Annotated in this window: 18 protein-coding genes; 3 read left to right on the forward strand and 15 right to left on the reverse strand. The window is 57.6% G+C overall.

Going from position 1 to position 18,731, the window contains the following annotated elements:
- Positions 1-320: 320 nt before the first annotated feature.
- The 4 genes from HU743_RS01315 to HU743_RS01330 form a co-directional block, all read right to left on the reverse strand.
- Positions 321-1,064 carry a hypothetical protein gene (locus HU743_RS01315; protein ID WP_186646320.1) on the reverse strand — a complete coding sequence of 248 codons (744 nt, stop codon included), beginning with the start codon at positions 1,062-1,064 and terminating at the stop codon, positions 321-323.
- Between the two features lie 148 nt (positions 1,065-1,212).
- Positions 1,213-1,986, reverse strand: a complete 774-nt coding sequence (locus HU743_RS01320) for an NYN domain-containing protein (RefSeq protein WP_207260538.1) — start codon at positions 1,984-1,986, stop codon at positions 1,213-1,215.
- A gap of 783 nt (positions 1,987-2,769) precedes the next feature.
- Positions 2,770-3,195 carry a type II toxin-antitoxin system HicB family antitoxin gene (locus HU743_RS01325; RefSeq protein WP_186646322.1) on the reverse strand — a complete coding sequence of 142 codons (426 nt, stop codon included), beginning with the start codon at positions 3,193-3,195 and terminating at the stop codon, positions 2,770-2,772.
- Positions 3,196-3,226: 31 nt separating this feature from the next.
- Entirely contained in the window at positions 3,227-3,409 is a 183-nt protein-coding gene (locus tag HU743_RS01330) for a type II toxin-antitoxin system HicA family toxin (protein ID WP_186619426.1), read from the reverse strand.
- A 472-nt stretch (positions 3,410-3,881) separates the two neighbouring features.
- Here HU743_RS01330 and HU743_RS01335 point away from each other — a divergent pair, with 472 nt between their 5' ends.
- Entirely contained in the window at positions 3,882-4,163 is a 282-nt protein-coding gene (locus HU743_RS01335) for a DUF3077 domain-containing protein (protein ID WP_186646324.1), read from the forward strand.
- A 45-nt stretch (positions 4,164-4,208) separates the two neighbouring features.
- On the opposite strand, the gene HU743_RS01340 is transcribed toward HU743_RS01335, so the two are convergent.
- The gene (locus HU743_RS01340) at positions 4,209-4,889 is read right to left on the reverse strand and encodes an RES family NAD+ phosphorylase (RefSeq protein ID WP_238351670.1); all 681 of its coding nucleotides are present in this window, start codon (positions 4,887-4,889) and stop codon (positions 4,209-4,211) included.
- Positions 4,886-5,293: an MbcA/ParS/Xre antitoxin family protein gene (locus tag HU743_RS01345; protein WP_186646326.1), complete on the reverse strand. Its 408-nt coding sequence runs from the start codon at positions 5,291-5,293 to the stop codon at positions 4,886-4,888. The genes HU743_RS01340 and HU743_RS01345 overlap by 4 nt, the downstream gene beginning before the upstream one ends.
- A gap of 319 nt (positions 5,294-5,612) precedes the next feature.
- On the opposite strand from HU743_RS01345, the gene HU743_RS01350 reads away from it, so the two are divergent.
- Positions 5,613-6,539: a LysR family transcriptional regulator gene (locus tag HU743_RS01350; RefSeq protein WP_122611119.1), complete on the forward strand. Its 927-nt coding sequence runs from the start codon at positions 5,613-5,615 to the stop codon at positions 6,537-6,539.
- Here HU743_RS01350 and HU743_RS01355 read toward each other — a convergent pair.
- From HU743_RS01355 to HU743_RS01375, 5 genes are all read right to left on the reverse strand, one after another.
- Positions 6,456-6,773 (reverse strand): AzlD domain-containing protein, encoded by a 318-nt coding sequence (locus HU743_RS01355; RefSeq protein WP_186646329.1) that lies wholly within the window; start codon positions 6,771-6,773, stop codon positions 6,456-6,458. The genes HU743_RS01350 and HU743_RS01355 overlap by 84 nt on opposite strands.
- On the reverse strand, positions 6,752-7,468 hold the full coding sequence (locus tag HU743_RS01360; protein ID WP_186548495.1) for an AzlC family ABC transporter permease: 717 nt from the start codon (positions 7,466-7,468) through the stop codon (positions 6,752-6,754). The genes HU743_RS01355 and HU743_RS01360 overlap by 22 nt, the downstream gene beginning before the upstream one ends.
- Entirely contained in the window at positions 7,465-7,842 is a 378-nt protein-coding gene (locus tag HU743_RS01365; protein WP_186632263.1) for a GNAT family N-acetyltransferase, read from the reverse strand. The genes HU743_RS01360 and HU743_RS01365 overlap by 4 nt, the downstream gene beginning before the upstream one ends.
- A gap of 79 nt (positions 7,843-7,921) precedes the next feature.
- Positions 7,922-8,668 (reverse strand): 2OG-Fe dioxygenase family protein, encoded by a 747-nt coding sequence (locus HU743_RS01370; protein WP_186646331.1) that lies wholly within the window; start codon positions 8,666-8,668, stop codon positions 7,922-7,924.
- A 230-nt stretch (positions 8,669-8,898) separates the two neighbouring features.
- Positions 8,899-10,185 (reverse strand): OprD family porin, encoded by a 1,287-nt coding sequence (locus tag HU743_RS01375; protein ID WP_186548499.1) that lies wholly within the window; start codon positions 10,183-10,185, stop codon positions 8,899-8,901.
- Between the two features lie 443 nt (positions 10,186-10,628).
- Here HU743_RS01375 and HU743_RS01380 point away from each other — a divergent pair, with 443 nt between their 5' ends.
- A complete protein-coding gene (locus tag HU743_RS01380; RefSeq protein WP_186646333.1) occupies positions 10,629-12,722 on the forward strand; it encodes a TonB-dependent siderophore receptor in 2,094 nt (697 codons plus the stop codon).
- A gap of 187 nt (positions 12,723-12,909) precedes the next feature.
- Here HU743_RS01380 and HU743_RS01385 read toward each other — a convergent pair whose 3' ends face one another.
- The 4 genes from HU743_RS01385 to HU743_RS01400 form a co-directional block, all read right to left on the reverse strand.
- Complete coding sequence (locus tag HU743_RS01385; RefSeq protein ID WP_186548505.1) at positions 12,910-13,122, reverse strand: hypothetical protein; 213 nt, start codon at positions 13,120-13,122, stop codon at positions 12,910-12,912.
- Positions 13,123-13,368: 246 nt separating this feature from the next.
- Complete coding sequence (gene aguA, locus HU743_RS01390) at positions 13,369-14,475, reverse strand: agmatine deiminase (protein ID WP_186646341.1); 1,107 nt, start codon at positions 14,473-14,475, stop codon at positions 13,369-13,371.
- A complete protein-coding gene (gene aguB, locus HU743_RS01395; protein WP_186646343.1) occupies positions 14,475-15,353 on the reverse strand; it encodes an N-carbamoylputrescine amidase in 879 nt (292 codons plus the stop codon). The genes aguA and aguB overlap by 1 nt, the downstream gene beginning before the upstream one ends.
- Before the next feature lie 304 nt (positions 15,354-15,657).
- Positions 15,658-18,570 carry an aminotransferase gene (locus tag HU743_RS01400; protein WP_186646345.1) on the reverse strand — a complete coding sequence of 971 codons (2,913 nt, stop codon included), beginning with the start codon at positions 18,568-18,570 and terminating at the stop codon, positions 15,658-15,660.
- Positions 18,571-18,731: the final 161 nt, after the last annotated feature.

Raw genomic sequence — 18,731 nt, forward strand, 5'->3', positions numbered from 1 at the left:
CCAAAAGGGGACGGTTCTAATCGGTCAACACTCCTTCAAATCTGAACAGCCTATTAGCTAGCCAATAGCTTGAGAAGCGCCTGTTATCACAGAGGATATTCCCCACAGTTGCCATCTTAGGAGTCAAGGACGACCATGAATTTAGCCCTACACAAAAAATTTCCCCCGAGGTAGATAAACTCAAAAACCTCACGGCAGAATTGAAACTGCAGGAACTGTGAATCGCCCCGCGTATCGAACTCCGGCTATATCGGCGGAAGCGGCGGCGCTCATTTCAGAGAGATCGATGTTCGAATCGGCACCATTCCTTCACACGACGATTACAGTGATGAAAGCTGATGGTGATGGTGACGGTGGCGGCTCTGGATAGCTTGCTCCAAAGCTGTAGCGTAGCGATTGAATTCAGCCACCGCGTAACTGAGAAATTGCTCATCGACGATGATGCCGTTGAAAAGGTTTACCTCTACCCCCTCAGTTCTCTCAATTGCTTTGATTAACCTTTTCTCAAATTCGGTCTTCTTCTCTTTTTTGCAGAGAGCTTTATGATAGTCAGTGGCTACCCCATCATTGTGGATCATAATATTTCTAACCATTGTCAGATGATCAATGTCACCTATGTCTCTGGTATCAAACCCTTTCTTTAGTATCGTGTGAGCTTTTTCAATCGGGCCCTTACATTTCAACTCGTCGCTAAAATTGGAGAGCCTTATCATCAAATCAAGGCAGCCGCTTATGCGATGCTCGAACAAACCGAACATCGTGAGGTAGGCCGACCGGCGTATTAGGTCCGCTATCAATGATTTGTATTCGAGTCTAACTTCGTCATCGTCATATCCGACACACGACCCACAAGAATAGTATGTTCGAGTACGTGGATAGCTTTCTCCATTCTCATCATACGTCTCTTCTTCAAACTCGCCTTCTTCCACTGCGTCAGATTCATCTGCTGCATTTACTGCGAGTTGCACATTCTTTTCGGCCTGTTCGCCAAGCATTTTCATAATTGAAATAGATGAGGTCAATTCGAAGAGCTTGACGCTAAACATAAAATCCAAAATTGCCATGGTTATTCCTCTTGGAGTGTTCAAAATTCGTAAAGCTACGCAGACGCTTTTGAACATTCGGAATCTGTTCTGAACCAAATCTGAAACCATTATGAACACGTTCAGAGTCAAATCTGAAAGCTTTCAGAACGTGGTCTGCGGCTTGTAACTACGATGTGCTCGTTTCGGCCTGGTGGGGCGTCGTGAGGCTTGATTTACGTGTGTTCTTGATAAACATCGCGGTTCCTCCGTGGCGCATATCGATCTCGAACAGCTCAGACATGCGAATGAGATCGCCCAGCGTACGATGCCCGTAATTGACTGCTGAGAACGAGCTGTTGTTACGGATGAATTGACCGACCTGACTGAGATGGGACCACCCTGCATCGTCTGCGGTTTTCTCTGCTGCTGTCCTCAGCAATCGGACAAGGGACGTGTCGCTGCGCAGCTCGTTCCGGGTTCGCTTCGTGGATAGCGGTGGATCGCCCTCGGCAGCTTTCTCCTGATCGTCGCTCATCAGGTTCTCTGTGTAGATAAACTGAGAGCAGGCATCTACGAACGGCTTGGGAGTCTTCTTCTCGCCAAAGCCATACACTGGCAGGCCGCTTTCAAGCAGTCGCAGCACAAGCGGGGTGAAGTCACTGTCGCTGGTCATGAGTGCGAAAGCATCGACGTTTTTGCTGTACAGCAAGTCCATTGCGTCAATGATCATTGCAGAGTCAGTGGCGTTCTTGCCTTTCGTGAAAGCGAACTGCTGCATGGGTCGAATAGCGTAGGGGTGGACCTTCTCGACCCAGCCTGCAAGGTGCGGAGAACTCCAATTGCCGTGAGCGTGCCTGATGTTCACCATGCCATATTTGGCAAGCTCATCGAGCACACCGCCGATAGCGGCGTGGCTAACGTTGTCGCAGTCAATCAGCAGTGCTATCCGTTTCGACTCCACGATGAATCCTTATCAGTCTCGATGAGTCGCCACTATGTCATCAGACAAGCACGGCCTTCAAGACTCAGTGCTGGCCTGTGGTGCGGCTGGAGTTGGGACACTCACGCCAGACATTTCATTTTTCACAGTCGATGTGCAGTGTCGTCGTAAGCGGGCTTTTTCTCTATCGCTGCGCTGGTCCCTCAGGCCGACATGGAGACGTGCTTCGGGTCGATTGCAGCCCTTCGCGTCAGGCTGCTATCGGCCATCTGCTGCCTGCCGCCTGCCGCCACGGCAGCTTTTGGCAGATTCCTGCCTATTCTCTACGGAAGGGATGATCGACAACGTTCAAATTCCAGGAGGTTTACCATTCGTATGTGGCTCTGAATTACTTACAGACCGACAATGTGCTGACATCTAAAAAAATCCCGAATTCGATTCCACCGAACGCCATAACTAGCTGATTTATTTATAGTTACTAGTTGGGGTACGCCGAATTTTCCAGCGAACTCCAGACGCCCGGAAAACCTGGCCTCCCCGAAACATACCGTTCGTCTGGTGCCGCACCATACAAACCGAAGCCCCTGCAGAAATGCAGATTTTTTTTCTGGGATGCGCTCATCACTCCTCCTTGAATTGCTCAAGGACGGTCGCTGGCAAATAACAGAATTTCGCCTTCGTACTAGCGACCAGCAACCAAATTGAGCCTTCGGCAAGCCTGCTGTAAAAACATCGAGCTCGCCCCGAACATACTTTCTCACGCTGAGGGCCACGGTGCTGCTTTTCCAACCTTCTGCGATGAACCTACGCAGCCTCAACCGAAAGCGAAATCCGCCGCCCGAGCTGCTGCAACGCGCGCTCAACATTCTCAATCTTGGAATGGTGCAGGAAATCAACCAGCCGATCGACCTGAGGCCGTTGCACGCCGAGACGACGCGCCAATTCGGCCTTGCTTAAACCTGATTCCAAAAGCGTATTCCACAACGCAACCTTCGCGGCAGTCAGAGCAGGAAGACGCAACACGATATCGTTCTCCTGGTCTCCTGAATGACCAGTAGGAATCATTCGACGATCATCCACATAGATGGAGAATGCTGTCTCAATCGCATCAATGGCGGTAGCCAATGCCTCCCCGAGGGTGTCGCCGACCGCGTGCATCTCTGGAATCGCCGCACAAGTCAGCCAGACGCTGCCCGGCTCTTCGTGAACTTCCAAGGCATATTCGAACATCACGCTTCCTCTCATGGGGTACAGCTGAGCCTCAGTCCTTGAGGCCCAACTGTTTGATTATCGTTTTTCTCAATCCTTCGCCCATTTCCTTGGCTCCGTGGTCGGGAAACACAGTTGATTTGCCATTCAAGGAGACCTTGAAGTGGCTGCCCTTGCCGGCTTGGAACTCAACGCCTTGGGCTTTCAACCATCGCCGAAACTCGCTGTACTTCATGTGCATCACTCGCTGTTTCGGTAGAGCGAATGTGCAACATTTTTGATGCATATGCAACACAAGTGTTGCACGCGCAACTGGAATCATCAAGGCCAGCACTCGGCCACGATTGCGCGCTCGATCTTCTCAAGCTACCGTCAATTCCGTCGCTGCCAATTCAGCGACCGGGCCTGAGAACCCGGGTAAGATACAGGCGCACCAGCGCCCCAACCCACGATTGCCGGCGCTTTTTTATGTCTGCATTCACGTGTAATGGCGGCTGTGCGTGGGAGACCTTCGGGTCTGCCGGGTTCCTGTATCTCCGGTTTCTCAGCCTGCGCATAGCTGCCACCCTTTCGCCTGAGAACGAAAATGGCGGCTGTCATTTGATACAGGGAGTTCACAAATGAATGCCATTGATCCGTCCGTAATCCGCCACGCTGCAACACCGGTCACTTCACTCCACGTCCTTACGTGCGGCAGGTGAAGCGAAATGACCGACTACCTCGAATTGAAAACCCCAGGCCTCACCCACTTCTCCTTCCAATCCAACCAAGCGCTGTTCCGCACCAATCGCGGTGTCCCGGTGATCGCCGCCCTCTCGCACGCCTCACACTTGCTTCACATCTCCAAGCTACTGACCGCTGACTCCACAGTCTCTAGCGACCCTGACCTTCACGCATACGCCTCCCTATATCTGCAAGAATTAAGCAAGGCGCTGATCGATGATGTGGTGAAAGTGATGGACGCGCCGCCAGACAAGCCGTTGATGTAAATCACGGCGTATGAAGCCCTCGTTGATGCGAGGGCTTTTTGCGTTTCAGACCTGACTCACCTCAAACACAAACGAAATCTTCTGCTGACTCGCACTCCACACATAGCGCAAATGCTTGCCCTGTTTCGGAATCGACACGGCAGGCGGCCGAAACGCAGCAACGCATTCCTGACCGGGCAATCGCACGCTGTTATAGAGCAGTCCCCAGGATTCGGCATCGCGCAGTTGCCGCGCGAACACCTGTGATGGTCCGTATGCTTCGGGATCGGGTTGATGCAAATGTTCGAAGCCGTGGCGAACATCATGCAACGGCTTGACCACCTGATTGACGTAAGTGCGCATGGTCAATTCGAGATCGGCTTCCTGGGTCGCAGCAAGAAAACGCTCCTGATGGAAACAGGTTTCAGCAATGGCGGCTGCCTGGCTGCTGGCGGCGTAGTAGACGCCGAAGGTGCCGTCGCTGAAGCGGCTGCGTTTGCCGACGTGGGTGAACGCGGCCATTACCGGGCTGGAACCGGGGCCGGACAGGCGGTCTTCGGGACGTACGCGGGCGAGTACGCCGGCCTGTTCGATCAGGCGATCATTGGTCAGCGCCTCGATGGCGTAGGCGACTTCAAGGTCTTCGGGGTCGAGTACGTCTTCGAACAGCGCAATCGGCGGGAAGCTGCTGTTGACGATGCGATAGGCGCGCGGCCATGGCACATCGACCAGCGCCGGCGCTTTCAACCGCGGACTCCGTCAAGGTAGCGGCGCACATCGGCGATGTCGACCACCCTCCCCGCCAGCATGTAATCCAGTGCGGTTTGGCCATTGAACGGTGCTGCCGTGTTAGGGCTGCTGACCCAGGCGTAAGCGCGCTCGCGACTGTTGCTGAAAATGATGCTCAACGCCTTGTGAATGCCCATCAAATACGAGATGCGCTCAAGGGTGTCATGGGGCAGACGTATGTTTGGCAGGTGTTTGTATTTGTAGAACGTGGTGTTGCCGACGCCACCGAGCAGGGTGCGCTGCTGCTCAGCGTTGCAGCCCCAGTGCTCCATGAGGTTAAAGAAGAACTTCAGCGCAACGCGACCGGCTTCGGGGGCATCGAGTTGTTCGCGTGGTTGTAAAGCGGGGGATGAAGATGGCATTTGCCGCCTCCTTAAATTTATCGATGCTCGCAGCGTAGTACAGATATGTATCTAATTCCAATATTAGTACATAAGTGGATTTAAGCCCTGCTTAAACCAAGCCGTCCGTGTTGTCGAAACCGTAGCTATTTTTGACCCTCATCACCCGCACCCCAGCAAAAACCCCAATCCTCTGTCAGCCTCCAGCCATCGGCGGGGAAATCAATTCGCTACTAAATCCGCGACAACTATGCTCAGGTGCAGGAATATAGCCGGCATAGGCGCCGGACCGGTCGCCCCGTAAACAACAATACCCAGCCCACTTCAGAGGGCATTACCCATGGATAGCAGAACCCTACGCAACCTCATGCGCATCGTGCAGACCGGCTCGTTGTCGGCCGCAGCCGAGCATTCGTGCCTGACGGTGCAGGCGTTGGCCGCGCAATTGAACAAGGTCGAAGAGCAGTTCGGTTTCCGCTTGTTTCGGCGTTCCAACAAGGGCCTGACGCTGACGCCGCAAGGCACGGAGCTGACGCCTTACATCGATAAAGTGCTGATTGCCACGCGGCAGATGGAAGAGAAAGTCGAGGCGCTGAAGGTGCCGGGCCAGCGCACGTTGAAGGTGGCGTTGAACAACACGCTGTCGCCTGACTTCAACCGGCGCATGATCGGACGGCTGATCGAGGTGTTTCCCGATTACCAGATGGAATTCAGTTACGCCGAGTCGATGGAAAACCTCAGCAAGCTGAAGAACGAGGATTTTGACCTCGCCGTGCTGATCGGCCCGCAGCGGCCGGGGCTGCCAAGCATCGTTCTGCCGGAGGTACAGGTGCAGGTGGTGGGCGCGCATTGCGGCCAGGAAAACGATCCGCTGACGCTGCTGGGCAACAAGTTTCAGGTGCGTCCTGCGGAAGATTGTCCATATTCCCACAGCTTTTTGCGTTTTCTCGACGCCGGGCTGGGCAATCACGAGAACGGCCAGCGCATGGTCTATTCGTGCAGCGAAACCCTGACGCTGTCGCTGATCACCCAGATGGATGCGGTCGGCATGGTTTCGCGTGAAGCGGCGCAGAAAAACGGCCTGACGATTTTCCCCGGGTTCGAGGATTTCCTCGAAGTGCGCCTGGCGGTAAACAATCCGGAGTTGTCGCACCAGGCGTTGAACGATGTCGTCGATTTGCCGCTACATGAACGAGCCGAGCGCAATGTACGCAGCCGTCCCCACCGCCACACTGAGAAAGAGGTTTTTGCTGAAATACGCACATAACAACGTCGGAATCGCGGCATAGAATTCCGGGCGATCGAGCTGGATCTGCCGGTCCTTGATCAACAAGGGCGTGACGCTGATCGCAGCGACGATCGCCACCGGCAAATATTCCAGCGCCCGCGCCACGAACGGCGGCCAGTGCTCGGTGTTGATTTGCAGCGGCAACGCGCGTGGCAGAAAGGTCACGGCCATCATCAGCACGACCACCAGAATCAGGAACGTTTGGTCAGGCATACACCCACTCCGCAGCCCACAAACGTGGCGATGAATACGTTGAATGGCGAACTGCCGATCAGGCTCAGCACCCCCATGCACACCACGGCAGCAGCGGCCGCGATGAGTTTGTTGCGCGTATTGCACAGCGAGACCAGTACGTAGAGCATCATCGCCGTCAGCGCGTAGTCGAGCTGATATTTGATCAGGTGCGCCGCGTACTGCGCGCACACCGCACCGAGCAAGCCGCCGAGTACCCACGAGGTGTGGCAGAACAGGTTGAAGCCAATCAGGTAGCGCACATTCACCGGCGCACCGCTGCCGAGCTTCACGCTGTGAAACGCAAAGGACTCATCGGTCAGGCCGCTGGCGTAGCACCAGCGCTCCATACGACTCAAACCCAGTGCACGCAGGGCCTTGGCCATGTACACCGACATCAGCATATGGCGCGCGTTGATCAGAAACGTGGTCAGCACGATGGTGGTCAGCGACGCGCCGCTGGAAATCAGCGCCAGCGCGGCGAACTGCGAAGCACCGGCATAAACGAACAGGCACATCGCCACGGGCAGCCACATCGGCAACCCGGCGTTGACGGCCATCAGCCCGAACACGAACGACACGGTGAAATACCCGGCGACCACCGGACTGGCTTCGGCAAACGTGCGCGACGGCTGATCAGCAGCCATCAACGGCGCACTGCCGGACGTTTCATTCATAGGTCCCTCTCAAATGTCCGTTCGCCATGGGGCTCACAAAAACCCTGGGCGGTCCAGAATCGCTTGCCCGCGAGGTTAGCATCGTCGACGAACAGAAACATCCGCAGCACGCCGACCCGTTTCATGTCCGACGACGCCGCTTCAACCAGGCGCTGCCCCACGCCCTGGCTGCGATAGCGCGGGCTGACAGCCAGATGATTGATCGTGCCGCGGCTGCCAAGCATGCCACCAAGCACCGCGCCGACGATCTCGCCGGTGACGTCGAAGGCGAGGTAAGCCGTGGTGGTTTTCTGGATCAGTACGCCGCGCAGGCATTTGGCGTCCTGCCATTCGCAGAACGACACTTCGTCGAACTGCCGGAAGAAACGCTCCATGCGCTGTGCATCCTTGGCCGTGGCGCGGCGCAGCACCACCGGCGTCGAGCATTCGACGCCGTCGATTGGGGTGATCTGATTAGCGAACAATGTCGAAAGCGGTCCCGGGCCGCGAGAAAGAAATCGCCAGAATCTGCCGATACGCCATGGCATGGCTATGGGTGTTGCGCGCCGGGGTCACATAGTGGCGCATGTCGCGGTCGAGGAAGTAGGTGGTATCGAGAATTTCCTCGTACGTAGTCGCCGCCAGTTGATGCTCGTGGATGTCGTACAAACGACTCTCCGCACCCTCGACATTGTTGCGTCCCCAAAAGTGCACGCCGCTGAACGGATAGCCGTCGCAGTGAATGCCTTCAGGGGTGATTTCCAGCTGCTTGCCGGGTTTGATTTCGATGCGGATCTGATGAATCTGGCACTGCCAGATTTCGTCGTGCAGTTCTTCCGGCAACACGCTTTTGTACACCTCGAAATCGGTGTCGATCAGGCTGCGCATCACCGGTGAAGTCAGCACTTCCTCGGAGAAGTCCTGAAAGTGCCGTACCACGCCGCCGACGTAGGCGTTGTGCTCTTTCGACTGCACGTAAGCGCGATGTTCGAGTTGCTTGAGTTCACGCGTCTTCGGGTTGTACTCGAAGTCGCTGTAACGACGGTAACGCATACCCGCGTCGGCCTGACCGTAATAACTGTCTGGCTCCATGTTCTCCCAACTTTTGGTCAGTCTGACAAAGTCGGCGAAATGACCGTAGAGATTGAAGTCACCACCCTGGACGTTGACAAACTTGTCGCGCCGTAGCGATTCGCCCACTTCTCTGTTTAAAACGATCATTACCCAAATCTCCGCTGCGTTGAGCGGCCTAATCTATTAGGTGGAGAATTTGCGTCCATGAGAAAGAATTTCAGGCATTTGAAAAGCCATTTGAAACGAGGCTTGAAGCGACGTGAAAACCACTTTTACATGACAAAAACACGGGTTTTCCGGTTTTTCGCTGGAAAAACATCAAAAGAAAACCCCGAAGGCCTCGGGGTTTTCTTTTGTTTCTTACGCGCGATCGTTCATCAGAAGATGTTGATCGGGTAGTCCACGAACACGCGCAGCTCGTTGCCGCTGACGTTGTATTCGCTGGATTTCTGCGACACGCGCAGGATCGAGCTGCGCAGCTTCACGCTCAGGTCTTTGGCCGGGCCGCTTTGCACGACGTACTTGAACTGGTTGAAGATCTCGCGCTCGGTGCCGCCTTCGCTGGTGGACGTGGTGATGTTGTCGCCACGCACATACGCGAAGTTGTAGCTCAGACCCGGTACGCCGAATGCGCCGAAGTCCAGGCCGTAGCCCAGCTGCCAGCTGCGTTCGTCTTCGGCGTTGAAGTCCGACCAGTAGGAGTTGGCCAGGTAGATGGAGTTACCACCGTCACCGACACGACCCTGATCTTTCTGATAACCGCCGTAGGCGTAACCCAGATTGCTGTCGCCAGTGGAACGCTGGTGCGCCACTGTAAACGAGTGCGGGCCGGTGGCGAAGGTGGCGGCCAGGCTCCAGATCTTGTTATCGTCACCGGTTACAGCGTTTTCGCGGACATAGGAGTTGTCCAGCTTGGTGCGATAACCGTTGAAGTCCAGGGTCAGCGATTGTTCCTTGTTGAAAGGAATCACGTAGTTGGCGTTCACGTATTGTTTCTTCAACACGTCTTCAACGTCGGACGCGTACAGCGCGCCTTTGAAGTTTTCGGTGAACTGGTAACTACCGCCCAACACGTTGATCGCCTTCAGTCCGCCGCTGTCACGGCCTTCATCGCTCTTGCGCGATTCGGCGGTGAAACGCCCGGCGTTCAGCTCCAGGCCTTTGATCTCGCGGGAGGTGATCAAGGTACCGGTGTAGCTTTCCGGCAGCAGACGCACGTTGTCGTAGCTCAGCACCGGCAGGGCCGGCATCTGGTCGCCGTAGGTCAGCACGGTGTTGGAGAAACGGAATTTGACCGCTGCGCCGCCCTTGGCGATGTCATGCGCCGCGCGACCGTCATTTTCCTGTTTGAAGAAGTCGATACCTTGCGCGCCGGTGCGGCCCTTGCCGCCGTCCAGACGCAGCGCGTACAGACCAAAGGCGTCAACACCAACACCCACGGTGCCCTGCGTGAAGCCGGACGAGAACGTCCCGATCGCCGCTTGGCCCCACTCAGCCTTGTCCGGACGACCGTCTTTGTAATCACGATTGATGTAGGCGTTGCGCAACAGCACTTTAAGGCTGCTGTCTTCGACAAAACCCTTGGATTCGGCCTGGTCGTTAGCCATGGCCTGTGTAGCACTCAACATCCCCAGTGCGATCAGACTGATCCGCTTGTTCAACATGTTGTTTTCCTTATTACGGGTTGAAACGCGCTGTGTCGAACGGCTGAAACGGCGCTTTTGCACTCTTCTATTCACCCCGAAACAAAAAGACCCACCTTGATCGAATCATGGCGGGCCTGCTCCTTGTTTTGAATCATGGCGGTTGGCCACAGGCGTTGGGCCGAATCGTAGCCGCGCCCTGAACAGTGTGTCAATTTCAAGAATCGTCTTTAAATAGGCGAAAAACGTCTAAGAAACGTAAAGTTTGCGCTGACTCCTTGCACAGAAATGCCGCCATTCAGTGAATCCAGCGCTTGTTCATATTCAACGCGATGCGCGTATCGAATACGACACATATTGAAACAATCAAACAAGACGACTTCTCAGGAATAATTAACGCTAGCAAATGCTAAGCATTACCATTCGCGCGCTCGAATTCTTCCACCCTTTCGGATGCGCTTCAGATGCCTGCCCCGTTCCGTTTTACGCCCGTCACCCTTGGGCTCTCGGCTTTTTTGTCCAGCAGTCTTGCCTTCGCGGCGACCGAACTGCCCGCCACCTCGATCAGCGCCGAAGCAGCAGCGGACGACCCGCGCGTGAAAGTCAGCAACACCGCGACCCGTACCTCGACACCCGTACGCTACGTGCCGCAGGCAATCGATTCGATCAAGACCGCCAACGTTGCCAACTACGGCACCAATGACATCGGCGACGCCCTGAGCGGCATGCCCAACGTCAGCAGCAGCGCCGACACCCGCTTCGACAGCCTGCGCATCCGTGGTTTCGATGCCAGCAATGACTTCTATCTGGACGGCATCCGCGACGACAGCCAGTACAAGCGCGACCTGCACAACATCGAACGCGTCGAAGTACTCAAAGGCCCCGCCGCCGTGCTTTATGGCCGTGGCAGTCAGGGCGGGATCGTCAACCGGGTGAGCAAAACGCCGGAAGCCGGGCGCCGCTCCACTGTTGAAGCCCAAGGTGGCAGCGAGGATTTGCGCAGTCTTTACGCCGACCTCAGCACCGACCCGAGCGACACCATCAGCCTGCGCCTGAACCTGGGCAACATGGATGAAAACAGCTTCCGCGATGGCGTCAGTGGCAATCGCCAATTGTTCGCACCGTCGATGAGTTGGCAACTGACGCCCGACCTGAACTGGCTGGTGCAGTACGAATACAGCCGTTACAACCGCACGCCGGATCGCGGCATTCCCGGGGTCAACGGGCGCCCCGCCGACGTCGGCCGCGACACGAGCTACGGCAACGATCACGATTTCATCGACGACAAATCGCAATCGCTGCGCTCGAAACTCACCTATGAGATCAACGATAACTGGCAACTGCGCCAGACCCTCGGCGTGTTCAAGCTCGACAGTGATTTCGACAACACCTACCTCACCGGCTACACGCCGGCGACCAACAAGGTCACGCGCCAGCATTGGCAGCAGGACCTGACCACCCGCAACGTCTACAACAACCTTGAACTGGAAGGCGGTTTCGATACGTTCGGACTTGAGCATCGCTTGCTCACCGGGGTTGAAATCGGCAGCCAGCGCCGCGATCCAACCTTGTACAACGCCGCCACCGGCAGGACGCCCGGCGCGCAGCCCGTGCCGTCACTCGACCTGTACAACCCCAACCGTGACCTGCGCCACACCGGTCGCATGCAAGTCTCCAGCAGCAGCCACACCGAGGTCGAAAGCCGCGCGGTGTACGTTCAGGATCAGCTACGCCTGAACGATCAATGGCAACTGCTCGGCGGTTTGCGCTACGACACCTTCGACATCGAATCGACCAACAAGCTGCGCAACATTTCCGAAGACCGTGACAGCCACAGCACCAGCCCGCGCGTCGGCCTGGTCTGGACGCCCCTGCAGGATCATTCCTTCTATGCATCGTGGTCGAAGACGTTTTCACCCGTGGGCGGTGGTTTGATCGGCATCACTCCGGGCGCGGCCGGCAATACCAACGACTTGAGCCCCGAGCTGACCAAGCAGAAAGAAATCGGCGTGAAGAGCGACTGGCTCGACGATCGCCTCAGCACCACGCTGGCGGTCTATGACCTGGAACTCTACAACCGCCGCACCACCGATCCGAATGATCCAACGCTGACGGTAATGTCCGGTCTGCAACGTTCACGCGGGATCGAACTGACCGCCACCGGTAACATCACCGGCAACTGGTACGTACGTGGCGGCGTCGGTGTGCAGGATGCGACCATCGAAAAAGACAACAACGGCCTGGAAGGCAAGCGCATCAACAACGTGGCCAAGCGCAATGGCAGCCTGTTTCTCAGCTGGAAACCGCAAATGGGCTGGTACGGCGAAACCGGCCTGACACTGGTCGGCCAGCGCTATGCGGACAACGCCAACACCGTGGTGTTGCCGGGCTATGGCCGTTGGGATGCGCTGCTGGGTTATCGGTTGAAAGACTGGGATTTGCGCGCGGCGCTGAACAATATTACCGATCGCGAGTACTACGCTTCGGCGACCAGCGCGTTCCAGATTCAGCCGGGCTCGCCGCGTAGCGTGGTGATGACGGGCACCTACAGCTTTTAGGCCAGCGCAAAAAACTGTGGGAGGGGGCTTGCTCCCGAAGGCGCCGAGTCAGGCGACATCATTCGACACTGACTCATCGCATTCGGGAGCAAGCCCCCTCCCACAGGTTCAATGTTCGCAATGGTTTTTGTGTCCTGCATAAAAAGCGCCGCCATCCCGGCAGCGCTTTGACCTGTCCTTGTTGTTTTTATCCTTCCATCACATCCCATAACGCTTGCAGTTCGGCCTCGCTGAACAGGCCAGCGGGGTAGCGCTCGATCATCATCCGGCGCGGATCAGGTTCCCTGATCTGACGCGTTCCATTGGACTTCAACCAGTGCGCGACCAGCTGCAGCGATTCGCCGTTTACCGCCATGGGATGTACAGTCCGCTCGCTGACTACGTTCATTTCGGCGTTCATTTCAGCGCTCTCTCCCCGTTCATGAGCGGCTACGGTATCCAAGATTCATGACAGAACTGTTGAAGTTCTTCTCCCTCCCTAGTGCACTGGAACCGATACAAGAGCTATGCCAAGACTCGGCATCTGTCGACAGGCGGATACAAAAAAGCCCGCCGTCCTTTCGGGCTGCGGGCTTGTGTTCATGCGTAGCGAGCTAATCATTAGCCTGGCCGATTTATTAACCAACTCAAGCTGTTACGACTCAACTCACTCTTTGTGCGGCGCTGGCTGTTGCTGGGTAAGGCAGTGAATATTGCCGCCGCCCAGTAACAGTTCGCGGCCCGGCACCATCACCACTTCATGCTGCGGGAACAGCTTCTGCAGAATCTCCTGTGCCGGTGCGTCCATCGGGTCGTCGAAGCTTGGCGCGATGATGCCGCCGTTGACGATCAGGAAGTTCACGTAGGAACCGGCCAGGCGCACGGACGGGTTACGCTCCAGGGAACCTTCGACCGCATCGACCCCGGCGCACTCTTCTTCGGTCGCGTACAACGGCCCCGGAATCGGCATTTTGTGCACCGTGAACGGGCGACCCTTGGCGTCGGTGCTGCCTTGCAGCACTTTCATCGCGGCCTGGCAACGCGGGTAGTTCGGATCCTGCGGATCGTCCGTCCACGCCAGCAGCACTTCGCCCGGACGCACGTAGCAGCAGAAGTTATCCACATGGCCGTCGGTTTCGTCGTTGAACAAGCCGTCCGGCAACCAGATGATCTTATCCACAGCCAGATTGGCGCTGAGCACCGCTTCGATCTCTTCGCGGCTCAGGTGCGGATTGCGATTGCGGTTGAGCAGGCACTCCTCGGTGGTGATCAGCGTGCCTTCGCCGTCAACGTGAATCGAACCGCCCTCGAGCACGAAGCCCTCGGTGCGATAACGCGGGCTGCGCTCGATCTCGAGGATCTTGCCGCCGACTTGCGAGTCGCGGTTCCACGGCGAGTACAGGCCGCCATCGAAGCCGCCCCAGGCGTTGAAATCCCAGTTCACACCGCGTACTTCGCCGCTATTGTTGATGACAAAGGTCGGGCCGCTGTCACGGACCCAGGCGTCATCGCTGGACATTTCGACCAGACGAATATTCGGCAGATCGAGGCGCGCACGGGCGTTTTCGTATTGGCCGGCGGAGACCGCAACGGTCACCGGTTCGAAACGCGCGATGGCCTTGGCCACCGCCGCGTGTGCGGCTTGCGCCGGTTTGCCGCCCAGGCGCCAGTTGTCCGGGCGCTCGGGCCAGATCATCCAGGTTTGCGTCTGTGGCGCCCACTCGGCCGGCATGTGGAAGCCGTCGGCGCGCGGGGTACTTTTCAATGTGGTCATCAGGACTCCAGGGAACCGTCGAGGGTTTTCAACGCGCCGTACAGATTGGGACGGCGGTCGCGGAATGAACCCCACGCGCTGCGAATATGTTCCAGCTCGTCGAGGTTGAACGTGTGCACAAGAATACCTTCTTCGGTTTTATTCAGCTCCTGCACTTTTTCGCCGAACTGATTGGCGATGAACGACGAGCCGTAGAACGTGATGTCGTAACCGTCCTGCTCTTCGTTGCCGATGCGGTTGCTGGCGATCAGCGGCATCAGGTTGGCGCCGGCATGGCCCTGCTGCACCCGCTGCCAGTGATCGCGCGACGAGATGGTCTTGTCGTGCGGTTCGCTGCCGATGGCGGTTGGGTAAAAGAGGATTTGCGCGCCTTGCAGGGCCATGCTGCGCGCCGCTTCCGGAAACCACTGATCCCAGCAAATGCCCACGCCGATTTTCGCGTAACGGGTATTCCACACCTTGAAACCGGTGTCGCCCGGGTTGAAGTAATACTTCTCGTGATAACCCGGGCCGTCCGGAATGTGGCTTTTACGATAAATACCGAGGTTGCTGCCGTCGGCGTCGATGATCGCGATGCTGTTGAAGCGCGCGCGCCCGGCCAATTCGTAGAAGCTGATCGGTAGCACCACTTGCAGCTCTTTGGCGATGGCCTGGAAATGCTTGATCGCCGGGTTGTCCTCGACCGGGGTCGCCAGTTGCAAGTAATCCGGATTCGGCTTCTGGCAAAAGTACGGCGCCTCGAACAATTCCTGAATCAGGATGATCTGCGCGCCTTTGGCGGCGGCTTCGCGGACCAGCCTTTCAGCGGTTGCGAGGTTGGCGTGCAGATCCCAGGAACAGGCCATCTGCGTGGCGGCGACGGTAACGATACGGCTCATGAATCATCTCCGGGCAAGTGCTTTGACAGTCGGAAAGTCGACCGAAAAGGAAACGCGCGCACCGGAATGAAACCGCCATGCCGGAGCAATGGCGACTTTATAGCCGATAAATATCGGACTTAGAAGCACCACGAGAGCGCTCCGTCTGAAAATAATTAAATTAAGACGATAAAAATCGATAACTCATCGCAAAATAAATGTGGGGGCGGGCTTGCTCGCGAAAGCGGTGTGTCAGTCAGTGAATGTGGCGACTGGCATACAGCTTTCGCGAGCAGGCTCGCTCCCACACGGGGGAGTGCGGTGCTTAGAGACCCTCAGTAAGGACCCGATCCAGCATATCGACAAAGAAGTCCACACTCTGGCGCGACGTCACCATCGGCGGTTTGATTTTGAGAATATTCAGGTCGTCGCCGGTCGGCTGCATGAAAATCCCCAGCTCGCGCAGGCGGTCACACAGCAATGCAGTCTCTGCAGTCGCCGGCTCCAGCGTCTCGCGGTTGCGGACCAATTCAAGCCCGAGGTAGAACCCGGAGCCATGCACCGCGCCCACCAGCGGATGTTTATCGATCAAGGCCTCGAGTCGCGCCTTGAAGTGATCGCCCACCGCCTGCGCGTTTTCCCAGAGTTTTTCTTCCTCCATGACATCCAGCACCGCCATGCCGATCTGACAGCTCACCGGGCTGCCCCCGGCCGACGAGAAGAAATAACCCTCGGCTTCCAGCGCCTCGGCGATTTCCCGGCGGGTGATCACCGCACCCAGCGGCTGGCCGTTGCCCATGCCTTTGGCCATGGTGATGATGTCCGGCACCACGCCCTGATCTTCGAAGCCCCAGAAAAACCTGCCCATGCGCCCGTAACCGACCTGCACCTCATCGGCGATGCACACGCCGCCCTGCGCACGTACTAACGCGTAGACCTGTTGCAGATAGCCCGGCGGCAGCGAGATACCGCCCGCGTTGCCATACACCGGTTCGCAGATGAATCCGGCCAGTTGGCGCTTGTGTTCAGCGAGTTTGTGCAGATGATGCTCGACGCTGCGCACGTAATCCGGCGCCGAGTCCGGGCCACGGAATTCGCCGCGATAGGTATTCGGCGCGGTCACCGGATGTACCCAGTCCGGGCGGCTTTCCAGCGCTTTCGGGTTGTCGGCGATCGATGTCGACACCGCATCGGCGCCAACCGTCCAGCCGTGATAGGCCTCCAGCACGCTGATGATGTCGCGACCGCCGCTGTAGGCCCACGCCAGGCGAATCGCCAGATCGTTGGCCTCGCTGCCGCTGTTGACGAGGAACACCCGATCCATGCCCGCCGGCGCCAGTTTGAGCAGGCGCTCGGAGAACTCCGCAACCGCAGCGTAGTTGAAGCGCGAGTTGGTATTGAGCAGCGACCACTGACGCGCCGCGACCGCGGCCATGCGCGGATGCCCGTGACCGAGCACCGCGACGTTGTTAAGCATGTCGAGGTACGAACGGCCCTGCATATCGATCAGGTGATTGCGCCAGCCGCGTTCGATGCGCGGCGGGTCAGCGTAATAGTGCTTTTGCGTGCGGGCGAAACTGGCCGCGCGACGCTCCAGCAGGGTTTTTCCGTCCAACTCCGGTTCGGCATCGCAGGCCAGTCCCAGCAGCGCTGCCGGCGATGGACACAAAGCCCGCCACGCCGGCGCACGCGAGGGTGTGCAGAACAACGGCGCATCGAGGTGCTCGCCCCGGCACAATTGCACGCGCAACGGCCCGCTGATTTCACCCAGCGCCTGCCCTTTGTCCAGCGCCGTGCCGCTGGGCAGATGGGTCGTGACGCCCCACAGACGGACGCTCAGTTGCGCACCGTTGAGTTGCAGCGCGTCGTCACCTGCTGACTGCAGCACTCCGGCAAACGGCGCTGCCACAGCGGTGCCATGGGGCACGTGCAATTCGACATGCAGCGCGAAGGTGTCCGGCTCCTCAGCGCTGTCGGCACGGGTACGCGACAACCGGTATTGGCCGTAACGGCTGGCAGCCAGGCCATGGGCAGCGGCCGCTTCAGCCAACAGGCGCTGATCGATGCCCGCCTGCTCCCAGTTGCCAGCTTCGAAATGCGGACTGAGTACGCCCAGGTCGATCAAAGCGAATTCACGTCCGACCAGGCTCGGCAGCAGCGGCGCAAACCCATCGCTGTCTATGGCGGGCAAGGCGCAACCGACGGCGTCGACAATCGCCGCTTCCATCAGCGCCAACGGCACGGAAGTGGCCACGCGGAAAATCTCCCATTCGTGGCTGAGATTGTCACGACTGTAAGTGTTACCAGGATCGATACTGACCTGCTGCTCGCCACTGAGCACCAGCACCGCTGCCCGCGCCACGATCAATGGCCACAAGGCTTGCAGCTCTTCGTACTGCAACGGGTTGGCCGCGTGATAGGCCTTGACTGCCGGCAGGATCACAAACGGATCGCCATCGGCGTGATGCAGCAAAGCGGCGCAAGTCACCGACAAATCCGTGATGCGCCAGGTGCGCACCAGATCGCCAAAATCAATCACTCCCTGCAACTGCCAATGATGCTGGGCATCCCGCTGCCAGACGACATTGTCGTCAGTGATATCCATGTGAATTGCCTGCACCGGCAGTTTGTCCAGCAGCGGCTGCAAACGGCACTCGGACTGCTCGGCGGCAGCGCTGATCGATGCGCGTTGCGACGCGTCCGTGACCACTGGCAACAGATGCTGGATCAACGCATTGGCGTGACGCGCGTCCCATTGCAAGGTGCGCTCAAGACCCGGGTGATCAAAGCCTGCCAATGCCAGGTCCATCTCGCCGCAGAGCCGGCCAAAACCGGCTACCACCTCACGGCCCAGATGATTGAAATCGGTCAGCGGCTGGCCATCAATGTACTCCAGCAGCCGCACGTGCACCGCTGCGCCATCGGCTTGCAGTGACAACAGATCTTCGCCGTTATTGGCCGTAATCACGCCGGGCACCCTGATCGAAGAATGCTCGGCGAGGTACTTGAGGCCGGCATGCTGGGCTTGCAGTTCCACCAGGGCGTAATCGCCACGACAGATTTTCAGCACGAAGCGCCCGCGTGCACTGTCGAGGCGATAGTTCAGGTCCTGCTGGCTGCCCAGTGCCTGCAACGTGCCGCTGAGACCGTAATGTTCGCGCAGCCATTGCAGCGCCTGGGCCTCTGAAACCTGAGGAGCGGGCAAACTGGCGCGATGAATCAACGTGGCGAGCGGCATGAAACGACCCCTGAAATTTTATTAGGCGCTTATATCGCCATTGCCTCGGTCGTTACGCAACCCCCAGGCGCGTGCAGACCGGGTATTTCCACCCGACGCTCGCACCCCGCAGCACTTTGCGCAAGAATGTCGCCCATTCACACCCTATCAATGGAAATCCT

It is taken from the genome of Pseudomonas sp. SWRI99, assembly GCF_014270125.1.
In the GTDB taxonomy this organism is placed as follows: Bacteria; Pseudomonadota; Gammaproteobacteria; order Pseudomonadales; family Pseudomonadaceae; genus Aquipseudomonas; species Aquipseudomonas hamedanensis.